This is a genomic window from Endozoicomonas montiporae CL-33 (genome assembly GCF_001583435.1).
In the GTDB taxonomy this organism is placed as follows: domain Bacteria; phylum Pseudomonadota; class Gammaproteobacteria; order Pseudomonadales; family Endozoicomonadaceae; genus Endozoicomonas_A; species Endozoicomonas_A montiporae.
In genome coordinates, this window is record NZ_CP013251.1 from 2,367,844 (window position 1) to 2,390,698 (window position 22,855).

Below are 22,855 nucleotides of genomic sequence, written 5' to 3' on the forward strand. Positions count from 1 at the left end.
AGCGTCTGATGCCTTTTGGTGTAAAACTTTTACGCAGTTGAGTACCACGCTTTAAGGGCTCATCGTCCTTGTCATTAATACCTTGATGGAAAGCTCTTAAATCTGGCCTCGTCAGTAAAATCTGTGGGTCATTTCTGGTTCAGGCAGCTTGCCAAGAGCATGATATAAAGCGATTTCTGCACATTTATAGGTTCTGAAGCCGTATGATTTTCTCGTAGTGAGTTTTATCTTGGTATTCAGACCTTCAACAATTCCGCTGGAATACGCTTTTTTTGCCCTGAACCAGTTCAAGATGAGTGGCTTGTGTCGTCGAACTGTTTTAGCGACTTTCTTCATCGGTTCTATCTTTGATCGCATCACTCTTGTGCACCAGCGATCCAGATATTTTTCTGCCCAATGTGGTGAAACGTACTCCCAGAATGCCTGAAACTCTTCTTTGAGCAGGTAGGCTCTGACACTTTTCAGGTTGTACTGAAGCACAGTGTTTAATTTGATCTCTTCTTTGGTAGTGGGCCAGAACTGTTATATCGCGTGAATATTGACCCCAAACTCAACTTTATTAATCAATAATCCAATAACAATATCGTGCATCTTTTCGAGCTTTGAAAAACAAATTGTCTTTCTGGCCAACCGTTTAATCCAAGTCCGAAAATTAAGGTTTTTACGCTCTATCTTCTGAGTGTTTGCTTTACCAATAATATGCATGTTTTCATCAAGGTGTCGCTCATAGGCTCCCCAATCATCGGTGTAAAATTTATTAATACCAAATGGCTTCAGAAGTGTTTTGAGTTCTTTAAAAACTTCATCTTTCCGTTTTCCGAAAACATAAGCAAGCACGGTATTTGTAGCGTGATCAACAGCATACCAAAGCCAGCGTTGGTTCGATTTATCATGAACATACGACCACTGCTCATCTAGCTCAGCCTCTTGGCAGACAAGCCCTACATGAATAATTGCATCTGACTTGAGATCAATAGTTTGAATATTTGGGTTGACCTTTACCAGACCGCTTTCTTTTTTTTTAGAGTCTTTATTACTGTTGTCTTGCTTATTCCGAGTACTTTACTTGTATCCCTGATTCCGCTGCCATTTATTGCCATATCGATGATTTTTTCTTTAACGCCAGGCTCACAGGCCTTGTAGCGATATTCAAGCATGAAGGTTTTGATTTCACATTTGTCATTACAGCAATAGTATCGTGGAACATCATGAGTGCTGTATCCGAAAGGCCGAACTTGGTTACTGCCACATGTTGTACAGAGGACTTGCGTAAGGCACATTTTTAAACCGCATTTTTCAAAGTTGCCGAATGTCGTATTTTAGCAGACAGGGCTAGAATCACAGAACTGTGCCACTACCTCTTCTTTCTCGGTCAGGTTTTCTTTCCGTTTGAGCAAGCACCAGCGAGTCTTTTTCAAAACAGGCTCATAACCATCGGCCTGTAACTGCTTGTGCTCAGATGCCCTGACTTCATCTATAGCCTTGTTCAGCATGGCTACAATGTGAAAGCGATCCAGAATATGCAGTGCCTGACTGGCATATTCCGCAATGGCGTTCACGTAAGGCCTCCACATGTCAGAGCAAACATATTCCAATTGCTGACTACGTTCCACACCAAAGAAGGTGAAGAAGCTTCGAATGGTAGCTTCTGTACGCTCTTGACCAACCCACAATAATCGTGTGCAGCCTCGATCAATCTGGTAGACGACGGTCAGATATTTATGGCCTATCTGGTAGGCAACCTCATCAACACCTATTGCCCGGACGTTACACAGTGAGCGGTGAGCTTTTCCCCATTCAACAACATACTCAACAGCATGAAAAACTTTCTCCCATGAAGTGCCGAAGCTACCGGCAACCTCTTTCCACGAAAGTTTTTTTGCCCAGTGAGCAAGGAACTGCATGTAAGCTTTGGTTAGCTCTCTCTTGCCGTCAGCCCATGGAACCTGTTCAACCTTCACTCCACAACGTTTACACTCTACCCGTCGCATTACGTAGAGAAGAAAAACTCTCATTCCCCAAAGAGGGATAAACTCAAAGCGACGCTCAGTAAGTTGGTCATAGCCTGGGGCTGGTTGCTGGCACCCTGAGCAGATAGCGTGGCCATTCTTTCGTGGAACAACAGTTACGTTAAAGACGTCAGAGCCTTGATAGGAACCAAGTTTCACATCCTGATAAACAAAGGACTTGAGTTTATAGACTTTATTGAGGATAGTTTTTATTAGCATCAGCGGTATTTTTATTGTTTTTTGCCTGATAACAAAAAGCTACCAGAAATCAGCCGCTGATGCTTCTATCCCCAAATCGACCCATTTTTACCCACAGATACCCCTGAAGAGCCTAAATCTGAAAATGAACTAGATAGCCGTTTGTTTGCTCGCAATTGACTGGTTGCTTTCAAGCCAGCGGTGGGCTGAACCGGTTTCTCGACAGAGATGCCAGTAGTTTGGTGATCATTTTTTGTGACAGGCTCCGGTGTGGGTGGCGTCACGGTTATAGTAATCGGTGGAAATTGGGTAGCATCCATGCCATGGTTCCTTTTGTTATTGATTCCCCTTTGACCATAAAAGTCTGCAAAAGACTGGACGTATCACTAACAAGTCGGTCAGTTGTACTAACACTTTTGATTCAGTCACTGTTTATGGCTACTTCCTGAGCTTTATCAAAATGAAATAGCGTCTTGAGGCTTCTTCCCGTATTTGTAATGATGAAGACAAAAGGTGCAACGGAAAGCCCTGACAATGTTTAAAAGAAACGACTGGTTGTTTATTGTATCCGTCGGCTTGCTATCAGCTTGTGGCAGTAGCCCGGATATTCAGAATCACAGCGGTTTTCTCAGTCAGTATGAGGATCTGGAACCTTTACCTGCAGATAAAAAAGAACAGTTCCTTGGTTTTAATGCCAGCGAATCGGTGCTGTCTGATTACGATCGCCTGATCGTCAATCCTGTAGCACTTCATATTCCGGATGAAACCTTGCAGGAATGGGATATCGAGCCGGAACGTTATAAAAAATTACAGAATTACTTTACTAACCAGCTGAATTACCGGATGGGTCAGCACTACGAGCTGACTGTAACACCCGGCGAGGGTATTTTACGACTGCGGGTTGCCATCACGGGTGAGGAAACGGATCTTAAACCAACAGAGTCCCATCAGGCATTGCCCCTTGGGTTGCTCGTTCATGATAAGGATCAGCTGACAACCGATCGCGACAAAATGCTGAATATATATCAGGAAGGCGAACTGGTAGACAGTGTGACCGGAGAGCAGATTGCTGTACTGGTAGGAGGCGTACAGTTACCCCCCATTGATATTGGACAATTACGCACCTTGTCTGCCGTCGAGATGAAGCCGTTGGTGGATAACTGGATCGATGCCTTCTGCCGCCATTTCCCAAACTGTCAGTAAAAACGACAGAAGGCTCTGATTGACAGAGGCTTTTGTCGCATTACAGCCAGTCGGTCAGCATAATGCCCACACTCAGTCGGTTGGAGCTGATGTTGTAATCGATCAGGCTTTCGCCATAACCATTAAAGTACTGCACATAACCCCGGAAGCGCTCTGTCAGTGGGAATGACCAGTCCAGCTGAACAGCGCCTTTGTTGTTGGAGCGCAGATTGTTGCGCATCATGGCGGTGATGTTATGACGGTCAAACTTGTAGCCAAAGTAAAGTTCACCGTAGCCCATGTATTGACTGATATCAGGGTTGTCATCGCCTTTTGAATTCGGGTTGTCGTCTTTTTTCTTGTCTTCAGGAATTCGGTACCAGGGCTTGAATCCAGCATAGAACTGTTCCTTCTCCAGCAGGAAACTCATATAAATCCGGTTCCAGCTTCTGGATAGGTAATTGCTGCGACCGTTAGACTGATGGCTGAAGCCAAACCCTACAGCTTTTAAATCCATTCCTAATAACGGGTATTCGGTCGGAAACATCATAAACAGTTCGGGCTCGTGGTTGGTTTCTCGGAACGGAGCAGACTCGGCACTGTTATAAGCCTGCCACCATGAGGTATTGGTGTAGGCAGCGTATAGCGTACCATTGCCGTTAAATACGCCTTCCCGGACCGGTGCTTTCAGGCTCAGCTGAAATTTCACCTCGGTGTTGTCAAGGTCGGGAACCCGGGCATTAAAGGGCTGGTAAGGCTGAGTATTGGTAGAGGACACATAGGACACTGGCAAAATGTAATTCGGCTTGTGCGGAGTGATGACAAACCGGTTGCCTGTGGCCGCTTTTTCACCGGTAATCCGCCTGTCCATTGGGCTGGACGGGTCAGCCCTCATGGTTTGATGGGTGATGACGACATCATTAGATTCGTTTTGACGTGATGAGCAGGCTGACCGGAGTTCTGACAATGTCATATCCGCATCGCCTTTAAGGGCAAACCTTAGCAGGCACTGTTCAGTCGTTTCGCTATTGGCAGTCGATACAGGCAAAGACAAGGGCGCGAGCAAACAGAATAAAAAACGACGTTTGTCTTTTCTTTTTTTCATTGTCCCAAACCTGTCACGTTCACTACTTATATTTATTATCGGTTCCGACTGTACAGGTTTTTGTCTCCCGCTTCTATATCGTACAGTCTCAATTTATATACAACAGTAATCGTCTGGCGTTAGGATAGAGGCTGCTAATAATAACAAACTCGGGCAACCCGAATGATCAGGCAAACACTACGCTCTCTCTCCCTGCTCTTTGTGGCAACAGGTCTGCTTATTGGCTGCGACCAGACTGTTTCAGAACCACAGGAAATTCTTCGCCCTGTACGTTCTATAACCGTGTCTTTGTCTGATACGGGGTTGCAAAAATCATTTCCCGGTGTGGTTGAAGCCAGTCAGCAAGCCAGCCTGAGTTTCAGAGTATCAGGGCGTCTTGCATCGCTGACTGTTAAAGATGGCAGCAAAGTGGTTGCAGGGCAGGTGGTCGCAGAACTGGATCCGGTGGATTTCGATATTCGCCTCAAGGATCGGCAGGCCAGTTTCGAGGCAGCAAAAGCGGACTATGAAAGAGCCGTTCAGTTGGTAGGCAAGGGAGCTATTGCCCGGGCGGATGTTGATAATCTGAAAGCCAAACTCAGTAATGCTACGGCACAGCTGGAAACTGCACGACAGGAAAAGTCTTATACCCGTATACGGGTGCCGTTCAGTGGTCAGGTTGCCAGAGTGTATGCAGATAATTATGAAGAAGTATCCGCTAAGCAGGACATTCTGATGCTTCATGACCTGTCGTCTTTATTGATTAAGGTCGATATGCCGGAAAGTGTGATTGCCAATGACAGGGAAGGGCGGCAGCCGTTACGTTACACCGCGCATTTTGATGGGATGGCAGACACAGTATTCCCTCTGGAATTATCAGCCTTTGCGGCACAGGCTGATGAGAGCAGTCAGACATATACGGTGACCTTTCTTCTGGCTGATCATGCGGGCAGCAGGATTCTTCCGGGAATGACGGCCAGTGTGACCATTCAGCAGGCGACCGTTGGCACAGACTGGCTGGTGATACCGGCTCATTCCGTTCAGGAGGACAGTGCGGGAAGGTTTGTTTATCTGGTGGAATCGGCAGAGCCCGGGGTGGGAGTGATTAAACGACGTCCGGTGCAAACGGGGCAGCTGCTGGCTTCGGGGATAGAAATTACAGACGGTCTTGCCATCGGTGAACAGCTGATTACTGCGGGTATGAGCCAACTGGTGGATGGCATGCGCGTTCAGTGGCGCGAGGGAGAGCAGTGATGTCCATAACCCGAACGGCCATTGTTAATAATCGTACGACACTGGTTTTACTGCTGGTGCTGGTGTTGTCGGGATTGCAGGCGTATCAGAATTTGCCCAGAGCTTATGACCCTGGCTTTGTCATTCGTGTTGCCAAGGTCATCACCCAGTTTCCCGGTGCCAGTCCGGAACGGGTAGAAACATTGATTACCGACCGGATTGAAAAAGCGGTTCGGGAAATACCTGAACTGGATTTTGTCAAAAGCGCCTCCCGAACAGGTACTTCCATTGTTACCGTTAATATTCAGGAACGTTATACCGACATGCGCCCGATATGGGACAGTCTGCGCCGCAAAATGGAAGATATTGCCAGCGAGATGCCGGACGGCGCAATTGGCCCGTTGGTGAATGATGAGTTTGGTGAAGTCTTCGGAGTGATGGTGACCCTGACCGGTGAAGACTTTTCCTATCGGGCGCTTAAAACCATTGCAGATGAAGTGCGTGATGAATTTTTGAACCTGCCTGAAGTCGCAAAGGTGGACATTTATGGTGCCCAGGAAGAGCGAATATTTATCCGTTACAACAATGACCGTCTTGGTCAGCTGGGGCTGTCGCCGGGTTGGCTGATGCAGCAGCTGGGCAGTCGCAATATCGTGGTTCCGGGTGGTGCCATTAATCTGCATCATGAACGCATTGAGCTGGAACCTACGGGTAACTTTGACAGTGTTCACGATATCCGTCAGACCGTTATTCCAATACCGGGCAGTGATCGGGTATTGCATTTGGAGGATGTGGCGACGGTTGAGCGTGGCTATGTTGATCCGGCCAGAAGTTTTGTCAAAGCATCGGGTGTTCCCGCTCTGGCTCTTGGTATTGCCATGGGGGAAGGGGGCAATAATATTGAGCTGGGGCGTCAGGTTGAAGCGACAATGCTGGCGTTGCAACAGACTTACCCTATAGGTATTAATTTTGAGCTGATGCACTTTTCCCCTAAAGAGGTCGAAGATAAGGTCAATGATTTTGTCTCCAACCTGATTCAGGCGATTCTGGTGGTTTCTGCGGTGATGCTGTTCAGCCTCGGCCCGCGAACCGGATTGATTGTCGCTACCCTGATTCCCACCAGTATGATTGCAGCGATGCTGGTGATGTCGCTGGTGGGAATTGGACTGGATCAGATTTCGCTGGCTGCTCTGATTATTGCCCTGGGAATGCTGGTGGATAACGGCATTGTGATGGCCGAGAATACTATGGTTCAGATGCAGTCAGGTAAGCCGCCCCTTGAAGCGGCTGTTGATTCTGCGGGTGAACTCAGGGTGCCGTTATTGACCTCATCACTCACCACGGCAGCAGCCTTCTTGCCCATCTATCTGGCAGAATCGGCCGTCGGCGAGTTTACGGCATCGCTGTTTCTGGTGGTGACCATTACGCTGCTGTGCTCCTGGGTGCTATCCCTGACCCTGATTCCCCTGTTATGTGTTTTGTTTCTGAAGGTTAAACAACAGCAGACGGATTATACACAAGGGCTTTATGCCGCTTACCGTCGTTTGTTAGAAGGGTTATTAGCCCACCGTCTGGCAACATTGGGTGTTGTGGCACTGTTGTTTACTTTAGTGATGAATGCGTTTCAGTATGTACCGAAGATTTTCTTTCCAGCGTCGGACCGGCTCTATTTTAAGACTGAATTGCAATTGCCTCCGGGAACCACCATCGGCCGGACACTGGCGGTGGTGAATCAACTGGATCGGTTTATTGCTGAGGAATTACAAGTCTCGGATCTGCGTCAGGAGGGCGTGACCCGCTGGGTCAGTCATATTGGTTCGGGAGGCGCTCGCTTTGTGTTGCAGCACAGTCCGGAACCTGCCCGTTCAAATTATGCCCTGATGGTGTTGAATACCAGTTCTGATCAGGTGATTGACGCACTGATTCAGAAGCTTGACCGCTATGGTTTTGAACAGTTTCCGGATTTACAGATCAACAGTCGTCGTATCGAAAGCGGTGTGTCCATTAAAAACCCGGTGGAAGTGCGGTTGTATGGACGCGAAACGGATCAGTTGTTCCGGCTGGTGCAGCAAGTTAAACAACAGATGTCTCAAATATCCGGTCTGAAGACTGTTCGTGATGACTGGGGACCACGCATCAAGAAGCTGCAGGTTGTGATTAACCAAAACCGTGCATTGAGGGCTGGTGTGACCAGTCAGGATATTGCCATGTCACTGCAGACGGGACTCAGTGGACTGGAACTGACCCAGTTTCGTGAAGGCAGCGATGTCGTTCCTGTGATTCTTCGAACCGCCGAGGGCGACCGGCAGGATATTGGTAAACTGGAATCCTTGTCGGTGTTTGTCCAGTCAACCGGACAGACTGTGCCGTTGAAACAGGTAGCGGATATTGAAATCGTTTGGCAGCCGGGGGAAATCCTGCGTCGTGATGGTTTAAAGGTGGTGTCTGTTGGCGCCCAGCTTGATGGCAGTATCACGGCGGCTGAGGCATTTGGCCAATTAACGCCGTGGCTACAGCAACAGGGCTGGCCTCCCGGTTATCGCTTTGAGCCGGGTGGTGAAGCCGAAAGCTCTGGTAAGGCAAATGCCGCCATCGGTGCCAAAATGCCTCTTGCTGCGTTTGTTATCCTGATTCTGCTGGTGGCGCAGTTTAACTCCATTCGCAAGCCGTTCATTATTTTGATGACCATTCCCCTGGGAATGATTGGCGTTATTATCGGGTTGTTGGTTGCACGGTCATTTTTCGGATTCATGACCCTGCTGGGAGTGGTTTCGCTGGCGGGTATCGTCATTAATAATGCCATTGTGCTGTTGGAAAGAATCCGGTTTGAGCAGGAACAGAATAGTCTGCCGATGAATGAAGCCATTGTGGTTGCAGCCCAACGTCGTTTACGTCCGATATTGCTGACCACGGCCACGACGGTATTGGGCATGATTCCGCTGTATCTGGGTGGGGGGCTGATGTGGGAGCCCATGGCGGTGGCAATTATTGCGGGTCTGCTGTTTTCAACTCTGCTGACTCTGGGTGTAGTGCCTGTACTGTATTCATTACTTTTCAGCTGGCCTCTGGAAAAATGGTTTCCCAAGGTTGCAGCTTCTAAACAGTAGCCTGAAATCAACAGCTGGAGTCAAAAGACTCCGGCTCTGATTTTTCACCGCTTACTCAGGCAGTCATCGACTATTATTGAGGTAGGATTCATTTCTGCGGACGTGTTCGATCATGACCGAAGTTCTGCTAGCAACGGTTACCGGCTTTATTGTAGGAGTCATTTTCAGCTTCCTTAAACTCCCCATTCCTGCACCACCGGTTTTACCCGGAGTGATGGGTATTGTGGGTGTTTATCTGGGGCATGAGGCTTTTCTGTTTTTGATCAAACACCTTAACTCCTGATCATACTCTACTGGTCTCTGGCAGTTTGCTCGTCAATCTTCGTTTTATCAAAGTACAATTTTTTTAGCGGTATGACTTTCCAGTCAGCACTGTCAGAATCATTACTGCACAATGTGTGAACTCTTCTTATGAACTCTTCCGTTCCGTAAGCTCTAAAACGATTGTTTAAAATGGTTCAGCCCTTTAAACTGCGCGTTTTGTTTTGAGCGTTGACAGAATGGTAGAGTCGAACCGGAAGCTCACAGCTTGGTTAATAATTCTGGCGGTACTGGCTGTGCATCTGGCACTGGCCTCTGGCGTGCCTCTGGGGGTTGATGAAGCCCATTATGCCCTGTATGCCCTGAATCCCGATCTGAGTTATTTTGATCATCCTCCTATGGTGGGCTGGTTACAGCTGTTGATTGCGCCTCTGGGCTATAACGAATTGACCGTTCGACTAATTCCTGCCTTGCTCTACGCCTTATCCAGCGTTCTTGTTCTCCGCCTTGGCAGAACCCTGTTTAATGACGAATCCGGCAGAACCGGATTGGTGGCGGTGTTCCTTCTGAATACGGCTCCGATTCTGCAGCTGATGGGCTGGGGGCTGGTGCCGGATCTGCCGCTGATGGTGGTGGCTCTGCTGGCGGTTGATGTGACCTGGCGAATTTACCAGCACAATCGACTGGTAGACTGGCTGTTACTGGGTGTCCTTTACGGTTTTGCGGGTCTTTCAAAGTACACCGCCCTGTTCATTCCTATTGGCCTGGTTGGCTTTCTGTTTCAGCATCAGGGCATGCGCTGGTTGCGTCAGCCCGGACCATGGCTGGCAGCCGTGATTGCGTTTGTTCTGATTTCACCGGTACTGATCTGGAACGTTCAGAACGACTGGGTTTCTTTTGCTTATCAGCTGGATCGGGGCATGGAAGTCAGTGTCTGGTCTCTGAAAGACGCTTTAGGCATGCAGGTCGGGCAGATGCTGCTGTACAGCCTGCTCGCTTATGTTGTGGGTATTGCCGTTTTGATCAGTGTGCTGCGTAATCGTTTTCCTCAGGAACACAAAGCAGCGGCCTGGCTGATTATCTGGACCACCTGGCCCGGTTTGCTGGTGGTGGCCTACTCTGCCGGTGGTGATGCTGTGCTGCCTAACTGGCCTGCCATGATGTGGTCGGTGCTCGCGCCGCTCAGTGCTTACTGGATCTGTCTGAACTGGCAGAAGCTCTGGGTGAAAATTCTGACTTTGGTGTCCAGTGTTCTTTCAGTGGGTATTATTGCGTTTGTGTTTGCTTTTCTGGCCTTTATGCCGCTATCAACCTTCCCCTTTATGAAAGGTGCGATCAAAGACCTGGTGGGTTGGAAGCAGGCAGCGGTGCATGCCCGTCAGCTGCTGGAAGAAGTTCGACAAGAGACCGGCAGTGATGAGCCGGTGCTGCTGGTGGATAACTGGGTGCGGGCCAGTCGCATTGCCTGGTACGCCTATCCTCTGCCCGTTCAGGTGATTACCGACAGACTGTCGCAGTTTGATTTCTGGTATGGCGAACCTGATGCAGACAGTCGTGGCATTCTTATTCGTGATAACCGGTCAGTGCCCGAAGATGGTCGCTATGAAAAAGCGGGTATTGTCTGTCAGTTGCGGGATGTTCTGAACACCGGCGTGGACGGTGTTGAAGTCAATCGTTTCCAGTTCTATTACTGTGATCCGCAGCTGAAATAGCAGCCGGTTATACCAATGCCGCCCTTTACAAAATGGTGTAATGGCGGCATTTTCCTATTAAACAGAGCGTGAATGCCTATAAATCTATGTCAGACTGGATGACTGGCGGGGGTTTTTATGGCAATTATACTCGTTTGTTACCAGTTCACTTTCTTCGAATAGTACGATTGTTATAATGACGCCCCACACTTTTATGTCCACGAGACAACAAGGGATGCTCCAGTCTTTTTATCCTGATCAAAATCCGTATTTCAATCTGTTGAAGTGGGCAACCCTGCTGCTGTTGCCCTTCGCTCTCATTTTTCATTTTGACAGTATCAACCAGTCTGCCTTTCTGTGGTTAAATCATCCGGCTAATACAGTGGGTGGCGACGCCCTGTGGGTGGTTCTGACCAATTTCGGTGATGGCTTTTTCCTGTTCCCTCTGACCATGCTGTTGTTTGTGTTGAAGCCAAAGCAACAGTTGTCGGTGATCCTGACCATGTTGGTGGGGGCGGTTTTGCTGAACGGCGGCAAGGCTGTCATTGATTCTTTACGTCCTGCGGGCGAGCTCGGCTCAGACATGCTGAATATTATTGGCCCAACGGTGCGGAAAAACTCGCTGCCTTCCGGGCATACCGGCACAGTCTTTCTGATGGTAGGGCTGGTTCTGGCGCATTTCAAAGGTGCGATTCGCTGGTGGATTCTGCTGTTTGGCGCGCTGGTGGCGTTTTCCAGAATTGTGGTCGGGGCGCACTGGCCACAGGATCTGGTCTGGGGTATCTGGGTGGGTATCCTTTCTACCTATATTGGTTGCACTCTGGCAGATAACATCGGCTCTGGTCTGAAATCCCGTCTGTTTCTGCTGTTTTTAACGGCGGTTTGCGCCGTTTTTCTGCCCTTTTATGACAATGGTTTTCAGGAATATTTTCCGTTCCTGATCTACTGGCAGTATGCGTTGTCTGCACTCTCACTGGTGCTGATGCTGGTGACGCTGTTCACGCTTTATAAGGATTATCTTGAAGCGGATTTGCTGGTCGAAGGCACACTGGTTAATAAACTCTATAAACTGGTTCACCGGCTGGTGAAGTTCGGTCTTGTCGGCGCCACCGGTTTTGTGGTGGATATGGGTATTTACTGGCTGATGTCTGTTGCTCTGGGCATTCCACATCTGGTGGCACGAGGTGGCTCTTACTGGGTGGCTGCCAGCTGGAACTGGTACTGGAACCGCACATTCACCTTTAATCATGTCGTGAAAAGCAAAAAAGCCCCGCAGTGGATCAAGTACCTGTCCATGTGTATGGTCAGCTTCCTGCCTAACTGGGGTTCTTATTACTTGCTGACCGAGTTTGTACCGTTCTTTGCTGACTTTAAAATGCTGGCAATGATTGCAGGTGTTCTGGCCGGTATGATGTTTAATTTTACGTTTGCGTCTGTGTTTATTTTTGCCGCTGGCCGTGATGCCGGTGTAAGGGAAGGGTAGTCCCATGAAAGTCGATACCATGAGGGTCATTGACCACTATGTTGGTGTGCCGTTGTGCTTTCTGTTGAAGCAGTTGTTTAAGGTCTGGGAGTTTATCTTCAGGCCAAAGCCAAAACAGCCGGAAAATGTTCTGTTCATCGAGCTTTCAGAAATGGGCAGCGCCATTCTGGCGGACCCGGCCATGCGCTGGCTAAAAGACCAGGGAAAAAACCTGCATTTTGTGATTTTTCAAAAAAATGCTGCCAGCCTGAAACTGTTGAAGACAATACCGGAAGAGCGCATTTTTACCATTCGCCCTGACAGCCTGTTCACTCTGGCGTTTGATAGCCTGCGTTTTCTGGTCTGGTGTCGTCAGCGCAAGATTGATACTACCATTGATCTGGAGTTGTTCTCCCGTTTCACTGCCCTGTTGTCGCGGATGTCCGGTGCGGTGAATCGTACGGGTTATGATGGCGTGCATGAAGAAGGATTGTATCGTGGGAATTTCCTGACGCATCCGGTGATGTATAACCCACATCACCATATTTCCTTGAACTTTATGGCTCTGGTACAGGCGTGTACAGGCGACAAAGGTCAGCCTTACCAGAGAAAGCTTTTGAATCAGGACGATATTAAGCTGGCGCGTGCGGATGTCGATGAGGAACTCAAACAGTCTGTCCTCAAGAAGCTGGCAGAATTAAAGACTGACTTCAGTACTGAGCAGTACAGAGTCATGCTGGTCAACCCGAACGCCAGCGACCTGCTGCCTCAGCGACGCTGGATGCGGGATCGCTATGCCAGTGTCATCAGGCAGGTATTGGATGATTACCAGGATATTCTGGTGGTGATAACGGGGGCTCCTGCTGAAAAAGCGGGTGCGGAAGAACTGAATCAAATGGTGGATCACCAGCGGTGTGTCAACAGCGCCGGAGTGTTTACGTTTGCTGAACTGGTACCACTGTACTCTGTTTCTTACGTCATGTTGTCTAACGACTCAGGGCCTCCGCACTTTGCATCGGTGACTGAATTGAAAACGTTTGTCATATTCGGGCCGGAAACACCAAGGCTTTATGGAGCTCTGGGTAACTCTACTCCGATTTATGCCGGGTTGGCTTGTTCGCCCTGTGTCAGTGCCGGTAACCATCGTAAAACCACCTGCTTTGATAACCAGTGCCTGAAGGCCATCAGTGTGGATGATGTGCTTGCTACTATGAAACCGGTTCTGGACGGTCAGGTAATTACCCGGCAGAGGGCTTAATCGCTACACTTCATTACTGACTGGTGTGTTACACTGATTTTTAATAAGAGGTTTAATTTTTTCGTCTACGAGAGTTCATGGATGAACCTGACAACACGAATATTGCGAGCCCGTAAAGAAAAACGCTTGTCGCAACAGGCTCTGGCTGATTTGATTGGTGTATCGCGCAGTGCACTGGCTCAGTGGGAAACCGAAATGAGCAGCCCGAGTCTGGAAAATCTGCGTAAAATGGCTGAGATTCTTGAGATATCTTTCGAGTGGGTAGCCACAGGTCGTGGCAATCAATATCTGACCTCCCCCGTTGATTCCATTTGTGACACGGAAGTGGACGGTGAGATTATGCGTGCGTTAAACCGTATGAACCTTAAAAAGAAAAGAGCCATTCTTAATGTCATGAAAGCCATGGCCTGATATCCGGAAGCTATTCAAAATTATGTAATGAACAGGGCAATCTCATTGAGATCTGCCCTGTTTTTTTAACCATAGAAAATCATCCGTAGCTGCAAGTGTTGTACTTGGGGTTGCCTGCTTTGCATGACCATCAGGGGCAGTCAGGCTTCTGGAGTTGGTGCTTTTAGCCAGCTACAGGCATTGATGTTTAATGGTGGCAGATGTGAAATGTTGAATCGCTGTATGAAAACAGGTGAATAGACGTTTCTGTTTACTTAACAGCTTCCTTCAGTTTGTTGCCTGGCTTAAATTGAGGCATCTTGCAGGCGGGGATGTGTATCTCCTGTCCCGTTTGGGGGTTTCGTCCTTTTCGTGCGGCACGGTCAGTGACGGAAAATGTACCAAATCCGATCAGCTGCAGTGCATCTCCTGTTGCAAGAGATTCCTGAGTTCGCTGGATAAAGGCGTTAACAACCAGTTCTGCTTTATTTTTCGATAAACCAGAATGGTCGGCTACCTGTTCGACAAGTTCTTTCTTGTTCATGTTCAAGCTCGGATGTATTACCTGTGAGTGGAACAAGAATCCCGGTTATATCCAGAGCAGGGTATAACTGGGTACCAAGGTTCCTGATGAAGCAGGAATAGAGTGTATTGCTCAGAAGCTATCCATGATTTTTTAAGGGGCTGCAACTTCTTATCATTGCAGCGCCCTCACAAGCCCATGGCAGCTTTTTAAATATAGTGAGTCATTTGCTCTTCCAGTGTTAAGTGGATGGCAGAGTTTGGCTCGACCGTATTGATTGTAACAAGAGGGTCATGGCTGCAGTCAGGTGCTGGACTCGCACTAAGGCTGCAAGGATGTTTAATATAAACCTGCTTTTCTGTACCTGACTCTGCTGTGCCTCTGCTCATCAATTCCAGCAACCGGTTACCATCACCAGCGTCTTTTACCAGCCCTCTGAGAGCCTCTAATCCGTTAAGATTGACAATACCTCTGCTGGCATCATAGTCGTTGATGGTTGAGCCAACCTCTGTAACAAGGTGTCTGTCCTCCAGACCCAGATCCGGATCACTTGCAGCCGGTGATGCGGATTGTTTTTTGCCTAAACCAAAGCTGATTCCACTGCCCAATGGGTAGTTGGAATTATCAATCTCGATGATGCCATCAGGAGTTGAAATATCACTTGCGTCTTTTCCTTTGACGAGGTCAGACTCGGTACGATCAATGTGTATTTCCAGCAGCCTGGTTGCTTCTGGATTGGCTGCCTGCAGTTTTAGCGTTGCCAGGTTTTCTAAACTGGCGTCATCCAGTTTGTAAACATTCTCACCAGCCTCAGAATCAGGCACCGGGCTCACAGTTTTGCCTTTGTAGGTCATTGTAAAGCCTGAACCCAAAGAGTCCTTATCTACACCGGGTTTAAGTTGCAGATACAGAGAGCAGTGTGGTGTTAACCGGCTTGCCATCAGCTCCTGAACCATCAGGCCGACAGGAAGCTCTCCTTCATAGGCACATTGGCTGCCTTCAGGGCAGTCCCAATGAACATGGGCGTAAGCGGAGGCTTCATAAGGAACGGCTTTATGGAAGGCATAAGCCGTAAAGTTATCCAGATCGGCTTTCAGGAAATCAACCTTCTCCGGGGCTGTCGAGGAAGTGACGCCACCCAGAAAATGGACTGGATAGGCACTGACCGGAGTGCCGTCTGAAACTTCATGAACAACCTGCACGTAATTGTCGGTGATTGTCTCTCCTTCCTTTTTCATAGTCACCAGCTTGCCATCAACCATTATCCGATAATGGGAGTGTCCCTCGGCAGGATACATGTCTCTTAATAAACAAACAGAATGCCACTGGTTGTCGGCTACAACAGGCTCACCAAAGGCTTTTTTATCACCGCTGACAAATCCAATTTGTCCCTTATCGTTAAAGGCACCCATCAGGAATGTTTCAGCGCTGTATTCATGGTCATAGTAGCCCGCAAGCGCAGGCAATGTTGGACTACCTGAATCCGCTTTTGCAGATGTTTTGATATCAAAGCAGATGGTATAGCTGTCATTAAACAGGTCTTTAAAATGCTGGATTCTAAGAGCACCCTGACCAAACTGTATACCCGAGCCAATTGAACCCGGAACCTGATTAATGGTGCCAACAACCTTTGCTTCAGCCGGGTAGGTTGAGGAGACAAAAGGCACCTGTCCTGATTCAAAAGTATTTTGCGTTGTTTGTTCTTGCTGTTTGGCAGTAACAGCTTCGGAATCTGATTTTGTATTCGGAATGTCAAAGCTGTATTGAAGTGATGGTGTTTTTACACCAACATAGATAGTTTCAAATTGCTCAATGCCATCCTGAGTTTTTATCTTGACTGTAGCTGTTTTTTGAAATTCATCCGTTGGTTTAAACGCTAATTTTGATTTGTTCAGAGTGAAGCTATGTGAAGCTTCCCCGTTCTCCTCGGAGTCGGTCGAACTTTTTAGCGGCTTTGGTTCCTTTTGGCTGGTATCAAGCTTGATTCGCGCTTTAATTCCCTGCTTAGTAGCTTCATCAGATTTGAACGGCGTTACTAGCTCAGCTTCCCATGGGGCCTTTTTGTCAGTTGTTTTAAGAACGATGTTATGACCATAAGCACCTACACCACTGACCGGTGATATGCTTTCGATAAGACTGTGTTGTGTTCCGTTTACAACTGCAGTCTTTGTAATAATTGCAATATCGTCGAGTGCTTTGGCATCGTGGGCTGAATCTGAATTATCCAAAGCCTCAAAACTAACTTCAAACGCCTGATTTTTCAGATTGTTTAGTTCAATGCTCCATTTATGATTTACAGCTTTCTCTGAAATGACACCTGTTGCAGGTAAGATTGTTTTAATTGTATCTCCATCTAGCTTTATTCGTACTCTGCCGTTTTCCAGTGGGTGGGTACCTGTCAGAATCATCGTACTGGTATCCGTCGTTAGAGACGATGCAGTTACGGAGAACTCGTGTTCTACAGCTGGTGTGGGCAAAGCAGGTACAGTAAAGTCTTGAGAGACTTCTGTTCCGACATTGCCCAGATCATCGGTGCCTGTCACCGAGATTGGGTACAGTTCGCCGGGAGTGAGCCCGGGCACTTCAAAGCTATAGCTACCACTGGCAATTGCACTGCTGTAGGGATTGCCATCAATGGTGGCTTCGACCTTGCCGGACGGGTCTGTAGAGGTGCCGGAGACCGTGGTGATACCGGTGCCGGTCTCGAAGTTTGCATTGACAGTCAGTTCCGGGCCGGTCAGGTCAACCGTGAGGGTTTTCCCTGTTGCCTGTCCGTCCTGATGACCGGTGGCAGAGGCAGTGAACTCCGGTGTATAGGTGGCTTCTGGCAGACCTTCCACAGAGAAAGCAAATTTCCCCTTGTCATCAGCGGTGGTGGTTTCCTGAACCTCGCCCCAGGCAGGCTTGAGAGTCAGGGTGACCATGGCGTTAGGGGCTGCGCCGGAACCTTTCCACTCGGCTGGAGTGTTACCAATACGACCGGCGGATGAAGTAGCTTCATCCAGCACCAGTGTCATGGAGGGGAGCGCAGGTACGGTAAAGTCTTGAGAGACTTCTGTTCCGACATTGCCCAGATCATCGGTGCCTGTCACCGAGATTGGGTACAGTTCGCCGGGAGTGAGCCCGGGCACTTCAAAGCTATAGCTGCCACTGGCAATTGCACTGCTGTAGGGATTGCCATCAATGGTGGCTTCGACCTTGCCGGACGGGTCTGTAGAGGTGCCGGAGACCGTGGTGATACCGGTGCCGGTCTCGAAGTTTGCATTGACAGTCAGTTCCGGGCCGGTCAGGTCAACCGTGAGGGTTTTCCCTGTTGCCTGTCCATCCTGATGACCGGTGGCAGAGGCAGTGAACTCCGGTGTATAGGTGGCTTCTGGCAGACCTTCCACAGAGAACGCAAATTTCCCCTTGTCATCAGCGGTGGTGGTTTCCTGAACCTCGCTGCCCCGGGCGGGCTTGAGGGTCAGGGTGACCTTGGCGTTAGGGGCTGCGCCGGAACCTTTCCACTCGGCTGGAGTGTTACCAATACGACCGGCGGATGAAGTAGCTTCATCCAGCACCAGTGTCATGGAGGGGAGCGCAGGTACGGTAAAGTCTTGAGAGACTTCTGTTCCGACATTGCCCAGATCATCGGTGCCTGTCACCGAGATTGGGTACAGTTCGCCGGGAGTGAGCCCAGGCACTTCAAAGCTATAGCTACCACTGGCAATTGCACTGCTGTAGGGATTGCCATCAATGGTGGCTTCGACCTTGCCGGACGGGTCTGTAGAGGTGCCGGAGACCGTGGTGATACCGGTGCCGGTCTCGAAGTTTGCATTGACAGTCAGTTCCGGGCCGGTCAGGTCAACCGTGAGGGTTTTCCCTGTTGCCTGTCCGTCCTGATGACCGGTGGCAGAGGCAGTGAACTCCGGTGTATAGGTGGCTTCTGGCAGACCTTCCACAGAGAACGCAAATACCCCGCTGTCATCGGCGGTGGTGGTTTCCTGAACTTCGTTGCCCCGGGCGGGCTTGAGGGTCAGGGTGACCTTGGCGTTAGGGGCTGCGACAGAGCCTTTCCACTCGGCCGGGGTGGAGCCAATACGATCGGCGGACGAGGCGGACTCATCCAGCACCAGATTCATAGTAGGCAAGTCAGGAACAGTGAAGTCCTGTGTTATCGCTTTTCCAGAATTGCCAAGATCATCGGTGGGGGTCACTTCTGCTTCATAGCTCTGTCCGGGTTTGAGGTTGATCAGCTCTACGTTGAACAGGCCATCCTTGATGGTGCCGAGATAAGACTCACCACTATCAACGAGGTGGGCAACAACTGTACCTTTTGCTTCCGGAATTCCGAACGGGTCTGTTGCTTTGCCTTCTAAAGCGTAGTGATCAGAAACTGGCTTGAAGATCGCGTCAGTGAGCACGGGACCGGTCAGATCTACAGTGAGCGTGTTACCCTTTGTCTGCCCGTCTTGAAAGCCTTTGGCCGAAGCAGTGAACACCGGTGTATAGGTGGCTTCTGGCAGACCTTCCACAGAGAACGCAAATTTCCCCTTGTCATCAGCGGTGGTGGTTTCCTGAACCTCGCTGCCCCGGGCGGGCTTGAGGGTCAGGGTGACCTTGGCGTTAGGGGCTGCGCCGGAACCTTTCCACTCGGCTGGAGTGTTACCAATACGACCGGCGGATGAAGTAGCCTCATCCAGCACCAGTGTCATGGAGGGGAGCGCAGGTACGGTAAAGTCTTGAGAGACTTCTGTTCCGACATTGCCCAGATCATCGGTGCCTGTCACCGAGATTGGGTACAGTTCGCCGGGAGTGAGCCCGGGCACTTCAAAGCTATAGCTACCACTGGCAATTGCACTGCTGTAGGGATTGCCATCAATGGTGGCTTCGACCTTGCCGGACGGGTCTGTAGAGGTGCCGGAGACCGTGGTGATACCGGTGCCGGTCTCGAAGTTTGCATTGACAGTCAGTTCCGGGCCGGTCAGGTCAACCGTGAGGGTTTTCCCTGTTGCCTGTCCATCCTGATGACCGGTGGCAGAGGCAGTGAACTCCGGTGTATAGGTGGCTTCTGGCAGACCTTCCACAGAGAACGCAAATACCCCGCTGTCATCGGCGGTGGTGGTTTCCTGAACCTCGCTGCCCCGGGCGGGCTTGAGGGTCAGGGTGACCTTGGCGTTAGGGGCTGCGACAGAGCCTTTCCACTCGGCCGGGGTGGAGCCAATACGATCGGCGGACGAGGCGGACTCATCCAGCACCAGATTCATAGTAGGCAAGTCAGGAACAGTGAAGTCCTGTGTTATCGCTTTTCCAGAATTGCCAAGATCATCGGTGGGGGTCACTTCTGCTTCATAGCTCTGTCCAGGTTTGAGGTTGATCAGCTCTACGTTGAACAGGCCATCCTTGATGGTGCCGAGATAAGACTCACCACTATCAACGAGGTGGGCAACAACTGTACCTTTTGCTTCCGGAATTCCGAACGGGTCTGTTGCTTTGCCTTCTAAAGCGTAGTGATCAGAAACTGGCTTGAAGATCGCGTCAGTGAGCACGGGACCGGTCAGATCTACAGTGAGCGTGTTACCCTTTGTCTGCCCGTCTTGAAAGCCTTTGGCCGAAGCAGTGAACACCGGTGTATAGGTGGCTTCTGGCAGACCTTCCACAGAGAACGCAAATTTCCCCTTGTCATCAGCGGTGGTGGTTTCCTGAACCTCGCTGCCCCGGGCGGGCTTGAGGGTCAGGGTGACTTTGGCGTTAGGGGCTGCGCCGGAACCTTTCCACTCGGCTGGAGTGTTACCAATACGACCGGCGGATGAAGTAGCTTCATCCAGCACCAGTGTCATGGAGGGGAGCGCAGGTACGGTAAAGTCTTGAGAGACTTCTGTTTCGACATTACCGAGATCGTCGGTAGCAGTGATGGTTGCTTTGTAGTCCTGATCAGGCTTCAGGTTGAGAAGCTCGACACTAAACTGTCCGTTTTTAATGGAACCGAGATAAGATTGACGGCTATTAAGGCTAACAGCCACTGACCCGCTGGCTTCGGGATTGCCAAACTGGTCAATGGCTTTTCCGGTTAACAGGTACTGGTCAACATCGGGTTTAAATTCTATGTCAGTGAGTTTTGGTCCAGTGTGATCAACGGTGACAGGTAATCCTGTAATTGAGCTGTGCTCATAATCACTGGCTGTGGCTGTTATTGCTGTTGTGTAGCTGCCTTCAGGTGCATTGACAGTAAATTCAAAGCTTCCCTGATTATCTGCATCAACGATTTCCTTGATAGAGTTGCCTTTGGCAGGGGTCAGAGTGAGAGTCACTTTTGCGCCTTTGGCTGCCCCGGAACCTTTCCACACTAACAGGGATTCATTTGTCCGGCTGTCCGGAGCCTGGTCAATAGATAGTTCCATCTGGTGCAGTGCGATGACCGAGAATGAATCCTCAAAAATGGCTTTACCAGGCAGCCCGGTCTGGGTGCCGTTAAATGTAACGGTATGTCTGCCAAAGTCGAAGGGTGCACCAAATTTGAAGGACCATGTGTTGTCATTCTCGACCGTGATATCGTACTGTTGGCCATTGAAGGTAACTATTAGTTTACCTTCGTGAGGGAAGGATCCACTCCACTCCGGGTTTGTGTTGGTTGATGAGTCTTTTGGCTGAGTCTGTACGATTAGCTCAGGCATTGGGGGCATGAAGTCCAGATAAAGATCGTCCAGCAGTTCTTCCTTATTTCCTGCAGTATCAACAACACTGACTTCTGCCCTGTAGTGACCTTGTTCCGGTGCTGTAACAGTTGCACTAAAGACACCGTTTTCAACCTTTGCGGTTGTAGAATCAGTGAGGTCCTGGTGGAAAATGTTCACCAGTTTAATAGAAACGGTGCTTCCCTCTTCGTTGCATGTTCCGCTTAAGCTAATTTCGGCATTTTTATAGACAGCTTCATGGGGGTCCATTGTGATGACTGGAGGGATGGTATCCAGCGTAACTGTTTTTTGTATTGTATCGGATTCACCTTCTCCACTGGTATAGATCGTTTTAAGCTGAATGTCATAGGCTCTGTTATCTGTTAATTGAAATGGCGTTGTCTCGGCAATGCCATCTTCATTGATATTAACGGTTAATTGTTTTCCAGTTCCCAGAATGGTCACTATAACAGTTGAGCCGGGCTGGGATTTGACTGAAAGTGACAGGTTTTCCGAATTTGTTATCGCGTCGGTACTGCTTGAGCCGTAGTCAGGATGTATCTGGAAGTCATAAGGGGTGGATTGAACCAGAAGGCCAGCTGTTTTATGCACCTCTGCACCGGCAATGCTGGCAGCGGATGCAGTAAATTCAGCGATACCATCGCTTAAGCCAGTAACCTGATGTGACCATACGCCTTTGTCATCGGCAGAGACTTCCCAGCTGTTGTCACCTTGTTTCAGGGTGAATTTCAGACCGGGTGCAGCAGTGCCGGTAATCGTGGCTGACTTGGTGTAGGTAACAAAATTGTAGTTGTCACTGGTAGCGGGATCATCGAATTCAAGAACCGGGGGGGTGGAATCAACCTGAACCGTGAATGCGGGTGAAGGTTCACTGCTTGCAGTGCCGGAAGTGGCTGTAGCCGTCAGTTTGAAACTGCCGTCTTTCCCTGTATTCCAGGAAGTAGACCAGAGACCCTGGCTAGTCACCGGAACACCGCGTTTTACAGCGATTCCGTCACAGTACAGGGTGACCTGAGTACCCGAGGGGGCGCTGCCAATGATGGTCAGTTGTTGTACAGAGGTCAGATGATCATCGCTGGAACCGGTGTTCGGCTCAAAGGATTTGATGGCCGGTGCTGATGGAGGAACGTCAGGCGTAGCCGGTGGGCGGTTGCTATCCCCGGGTGTGCCAGCTGCAAAGCTTGCTGGTTGTGTTTCAGAATCGTTAAAAGCGGCTGCAATGGTATTGCTGTTGCTGACGATCCGGTTTGCCATTTCAGCCACAATCTCTGTCGCTGTAGGCGGCGCTTTTTGATTCTGCTCTACTTCCACCGAAACAGGAGGCTCTGTGATGCCCTGTTTTGCCGGTGTCGGGGATGATGTGTCAGGCCGGGCAACCGGCTTTGCCAGAGGCTGCTGAACCGTGGTTGTGGTCGTGGGAGCAGTCATCTGTTCAGCTGCATCAACCAGATCTTTTATTTCGGTATCACTGGAGGCGTCCGAGGATTGTGTGATGGCCTCATTGAGGCTGGCCTCGCCCTGGCCGTCGTATTTCAGGATTTTGTCTGCCTGTTTAAAAACGATTTTACCGTTTTTGCCGACGACGATCGTGGCACCAGTGGGTAGCTGATCACCTTTATTCAGCTTGATTTCTTTTCCTGACGCGTCTTTTACAGTGACGTCTCCCTGAACGCCTACGAAGAGAACCGGTGCATTTTCTGGAGTATAAGCTGGGGCCATGTTAAACCTCGACAATCATTAAACTGCTGACAACTTCATGTCAAAATTCTTGTTCTGGCGGATA

13 protein-coding genes and 1 pseudogene are annotated in these 22,855 nt (G+C 49.5%); 8 read left to right on the top strand and 6 right to left on the bottom strand.

Annotation, left to right across the window (positions count from 1 at the left end):
• Nucleotides 1–111: 111 nt before the first annotated feature.
• The 3 genes and pseudogenes from EZMO1_RS10835 to EZMO1_RS10850 all read right to left on the bottom strand — a co-directional run.
• Nucleotides 112–477: pseudogene (locus tag EZMO1_RS10835) on the bottom strand (transposase); the annotation flags it as partial.
• Between the two features lie 45 nt (nt 478–522).
• Nucleotides 523–1,280, bottom strand: a protein-coding gene (locus EZMO1_RS28110; protein ID WP_420809906.1) for an IS1 family transposase whose coding sequence is annotated in 2 segments (ribosomal slippage) — nt 523–1,013 and nt 1,013–1,280 — 759 coding nt in all. Because the reading frame shifts where the segments join, the coding sequence is not laid out codon by codon here.
• Between the two features lie 39 nt (nt 1,281–1,319).
• Entirely contained in the window at nt 1,320–2,228 is a 909-nt protein-coding gene (locus tag EZMO1_RS10850; RefSeq protein WP_051789443.1) for an ISL3 family transposase, read from the bottom strand.
• Nucleotides 2,229–2,741: 513 nt separating this feature from the next.
• On the opposite strand from EZMO1_RS10850, the gene EZMO1_RS10855 reads away from it, so the two are divergent.
• Nucleotides 2,742–3,410 carry a DUF3313 domain-containing protein gene (locus EZMO1_RS10855; protein WP_034873213.1) on the top strand — a complete coding sequence of 223 codons (669 nt, stop codon included), beginning with the start codon at nt 2,742–2,744 and terminating at the stop codon, nt 3,408–3,410.
• A gap of 40 nt (nt 3,411–3,450) precedes the next feature.
• Here the strand turns inward: EZMO1_RS10855 and EZMO1_RS10860 are convergent, their stop codons facing one another.
• Nucleotides 3,451–4,494, bottom strand: coding sequence for a phospholipase A (locus tag EZMO1_RS10860; RefSeq protein ID WP_034873214.1), 1,044 nt, complete (start codon nt 4,492–4,494; stop codon nt 3,451–3,453).
• 162 nt (nt 4,495–4,656) lie between these two features.
• On the opposite strand from EZMO1_RS10860, the gene EZMO1_RS10865 reads away from it, so the two are divergent.
• The 7 genes from EZMO1_RS10865 to EZMO1_RS10895 all read left to right on the top strand — a co-directional run bounded on the left by EZMO1_RS10865 (nt 4,657) and on the right by EZMO1_RS10895 (nt 13,896).
• A complete protein-coding gene (locus EZMO1_RS10865) occupies nt 4,657–5,727 on the top strand; it encodes an efflux RND transporter periplasmic adaptor subunit (RefSeq protein ID WP_034873215.1) in 1,071 nt (356 codons plus the stop codon).
• Nucleotides 5,727–8,813, top strand: a complete 3,087-nt coding sequence (locus EZMO1_RS10870; protein WP_051789447.1) for an efflux RND transporter permease subunit — start codon at nt 5,727–5,729, stop codon at nt 8,811–8,813. The genes EZMO1_RS10865 and EZMO1_RS10870 overlap by 1 nt, the downstream gene beginning before the upstream one ends.
• A gap of 112 nt (nt 8,814–8,925) precedes the next feature.
• Complete coding sequence (locus EZMO1_RS10875) at nt 8,926–9,096, top strand: XapX domain-containing protein (protein WP_061509456.1); 171 nt, start codon at nt 8,926–8,928, stop codon at nt 9,094–9,096.
• 202 nt (nt 9,097–9,298) lie between these two features.
• A complete protein-coding gene (locus EZMO1_RS10880) occupies nt 9,299–10,786 on the top strand; it encodes an ArnT family glycosyltransferase (RefSeq protein WP_145912567.1) in 1,488 nt (495 codons plus the stop codon).
• Nucleotides 10,787–10,979: 193 nt separating this feature from the next.
• Nucleotides 10,980–12,248, top strand: a complete 1,269-nt coding sequence (locus EZMO1_RS10885) for a GtrA family protein (RefSeq protein ID WP_222842222.1) — start codon at nt 10,980–10,982, stop codon at nt 12,246–12,248.
• Nucleotides 12,249–12,252: 4 nt separating this feature from the next.
• Nucleotides 12,253–13,485 carry a glycosyltransferase family 9 protein gene (locus tag EZMO1_RS10890; protein WP_034873217.1) on the top strand — a complete coding sequence of 411 codons (1,233 nt, stop codon included), beginning with the start codon at nt 12,253–12,255 and terminating at the stop codon, nt 13,483–13,485.
• Nucleotides 13,486–13,566: 81 nt separating this feature from the next.
• The gene (locus tag EZMO1_RS10895; RefSeq protein ID WP_051789450.1) at nt 13,567–13,896 is read left to right on the top strand and encodes a helix-turn-helix transcriptional regulator; all 330 of its coding nucleotides are present in this window, start codon (nt 13,567–13,569) and stop codon (nt 13,894–13,896) included.
• A gap of 250 nt (nt 13,897–14,146) precedes the next feature.
• Here the strand turns inward: EZMO1_RS10895 and EZMO1_RS10900 are convergent, their stop codons facing one another.
• Nucleotides 14,147–14,419: an HU family DNA-binding protein gene (locus tag EZMO1_RS10900; RefSeq protein ID WP_034873218.1), complete on the bottom strand. Its 273-nt coding sequence runs from the start codon at nt 14,417–14,419 to the stop codon at nt 14,147–14,149.
• Nucleotides 14,420–14,607: 188 nt separating this feature from the next.
• A complete protein-coding gene (locus EZMO1_RS10905; protein WP_061509458.1) occupies nt 14,608–22,791 on the bottom strand; it encodes a hypothetical protein in 8,184 nt (2,727 codons plus the stop codon).
• Nucleotides 22,792–22,855: the final 64 nt, after the last annotated feature.

Bases quoted from the DNA above. Each gene is read 5' to 3' on its own strand.
- EZMO1_RS10855 (WP_034873213.1), top strand. From the start codon at position 2,742: ATGTTTAAAAGAAACGACTGGTTGTTTATTGTATCCGTCGGCTTGCTA.
- EZMO1_RS10850 (WP_051789443.1), bottom strand. From the start codon at position 2,228: ATGCTAATAAAAACTATCCTCAATAAAGTCTATAAACTCAAGTCCTTT.
- EZMO1_RS10895 (WP_051789450.1), top strand. From the start codon at position 13,567: ATGAACCTGACAACACGAATATTGCGAGCCCGTAAAGAAAAACGCTTG.
- EZMO1_RS10860 (WP_034873214.1), bottom strand. From the start codon at position 4,494: ATGAAAAAAAGAAAAGACAAACGTCGTTTTTTATTCTGTTTGCTCGCG.
- EZMO1_RS10890 (WP_034873217.1), top strand. From the start codon at position 12,253: ATGAAAGTCGATACCATGAGGGTCATTGACCACTATGTTGGTGTGCCG.
- EZMO1_RS10870 (WP_051789447.1), top strand. From the start codon at position 5,727: ATGTCCATAACCCGAACGGCCATTGTTAATAATCGTACGACACTGGTT.
- EZMO1_RS10875 (WP_061509456.1), top strand. From the start codon at position 8,926: ATGACCGAAGTTCTGCTAGCAACGGTTACCGGCTTTATTGTAGGAGTC.
- EZMO1_RS10885 (WP_222842222.1), top strand. From the start codon at position 10,980: ATGTCCACGAGACAACAAGGGATGCTCCAGTCTTTTTATCCTGATCAA.
- EZMO1_RS10905 (WP_061509458.1), bottom strand. From the start codon at position 22,791: ATGGCCCCAGCTTATACTCCAGAAAATGCACCGGTTCTCTTCGTAGGC.
- EZMO1_RS10865 (WP_034873215.1), top strand. From the start codon at position 4,657: ATGATCAGGCAAACACTACGCTCTCTCTCCCTGCTCTTTGTGGCAACA.
- EZMO1_RS10900 (WP_034873218.1), bottom strand. From the start codon at position 14,419: ATGAACAAGAAAGAACTTGTCGAACAGGTAGCCGACCATTCTGGTTTA.